Genomic DNA, 1,957 nt, shown 5'->3' on the forward strand with positions numbered 1-1,957 from the left:
TTTTAAATTAGATAGCAACTAAAACCAACAATTAATAATGTCAAAAAAAGTAGTATTTATAGCATTTGTAGTTTCTTTAGGAGGTTTTTTATTTGGATTTGATGCAGGGATTATTTCGGGCGTCATGTCCTATGCAGGTCCAGAATTTAATTTAAACGATGCTCAGACAGGGTGGGTGGTTAGTTCACCATCTTTTGCTGCCATGATTGCCATGCTAATTTCGGGAAGATTGAGCGATGTTATTGGGCGAAAAAAAATATTGATTGTTGTGGCGTTTTTATATGCAGTTTCAGCGTTGGCTTCGGCGTATGCAACTTCATATGAAATGCTGTACATAGCTAGAATGATTGGCGGCTTGGCATTTGGAGCGGCACTTATTTTAGCACCAACGTATATTGCTGAAATCTCTTCCGCTGAAAATAGAGGAAAACTGGTTTCCATTCAACAATTGAATATTGTACTTGGTTTTTTCGCAGCTTTTTTAAGCAACTATTATTTTAATAAATTAAATACGTCTGGTGATTCTTTTTTAACCGATGAAAATGTATGGAGATGGATGTTGGGTGTTGAATTTATTCCAGCAATATTGTACTTTATATTTATGTTTTTTGTACCAAGAAGTCCACGTTGGTTGTATTCCAAAGGTAATGTAGCAGAGGCTAAAATAGTATTGAATAGTCTTCACGGTGAAGAATTAGCACTAGTTGAAATTGAAACTATTGAGAAAAATGTAAAAGAACACAAAAGGGGTGATAAAGTTTCAATGTTAGAACTTTTAAAACCATCGTTGCGTTTTATATTAATTGTTGGTTTGGTGCTTGGAGTATTGCAACAAATAACTGGTATCAATGCTGTTTATTTTTATGCAACATCAATTTTTAAACAAACAGGTATTGGAACAGATGCTTCATTTGCTTCGGGAATATTATTGAGTACAACGACTGTAATTTTCACTATTATTGCCATATTCTTAATTGATAAAATGGGAAGAAGACCATTATTATTAGTTGGAATGGCTGGGATAGCGATTAGTTTATTAACAATTGCCTATGGCTTTAACCAGGCAACGTACAAACTTACTTCAGAAGAAATTACACAATTTAAAAATATGGATAACAGTAAATTAGACCCTTTTACAAATAAGCAATACGACAATGATATCGATTTTAAAAACGATATGAAATTGGCTTTAGGAAATCAAGTTTACGCAAAAAATGAAGGTGCTATTTTAGAAGCGGCAACCAATATTAATGCAACACTAGTTTTAATAGGAATTCTTGGGTTTATTGCCTGTTTTGCGTTTTCACTAGGACCGGTAATGTGGGTAATGCTATCAGAGTTATTTCCAAATAGATATAGAGGATTGGCGATAGGTGTAATAGGCTTTGTGAATTCATTTATAAGTTGGGGAGTGCAACAAGTATTTCCTTGGGAATTATCAAACCTTGGAAATTCAATGAGTTTCTTAATATTTGGAGTCATTGCCTTATTTGGGTTCTTTATTTTATTAAGAATATTACCTGAAACCAAAGGGAAATCATTAGAACAAATAGAATTTGATTTAGTAAAAAATTAAGTATAAATAAGTAAACTTAACAATGAAAAAAATAGCTACAATTTTAATGTGTTTGTCCCTTTTTGTGGGGTGTAACGCAAAACAATCAATACATCAACCAATTAATAAATACACGCCTGCTAAAGTTGAATTAAAAAACAACGATGGGCAATTTCAATTGTATGTAAACAATAAACCTTTTTACATTAAAGGTGCTGGTTTGGAATTTGGAAACATAGCGTCAGTTGCAAAGCACGGAGGAAATTCTTTTAGAACGTGGAGAACTGAAAACGGTAAGCAAACGGGTAAGGAAGTTTTAGATGAGGCACATAAATATGGGTTAATGGTAACTATGGGCATTGAAGTTGCCAGAGAACGCCATGGTTTTGATTATAATGATGA

At 33.2% G+C, this 1,957-nt stretch carries 1 protein-coding gene and 1 pseudogene; both read left to right on the forward strand.

Annotation, left to right across the window (positions count from 1 at the left end; genetic code table 11):
- Window positions 1-37: 37 nt before the first annotated feature.
- Window positions 38-1,576: a sugar porter family MFS transporter gene (locus Q8S45_RS06490; protein WP_305602571.1), complete on the forward strand. Its 1,539-nt coding sequence runs from the start codon at window positions 38-40 to the stop codon at window positions 1,574-1,576.
- A gap of 22 nt (window positions 1,577-1,598) precedes the next feature.
- Window positions 1,599-1,957: pseudogene (locus Q8S45_RS06495) on the forward strand (hypothetical protein); the annotation flags it as partial.

It is taken from the genome of Lutibacter sp., assembly GCF_030692605.1.
In the GTDB taxonomy this organism is placed as follows: domain Bacteria; phylum Bacteroidota; class Bacteroidia; order Flavobacteriales; family Flavobacteriaceae; genus Lutibacter.

What these genes read in the sequence shown, in the direction of transcription:
- Q8S45_RS06490 (WP_305602571.1), top strand. Translation starts at nt 38, where the DNA reads ATGTCAAAAAAAGTAGTATTTATAGCATTTGTAGTTTCTTTAGGAGGT.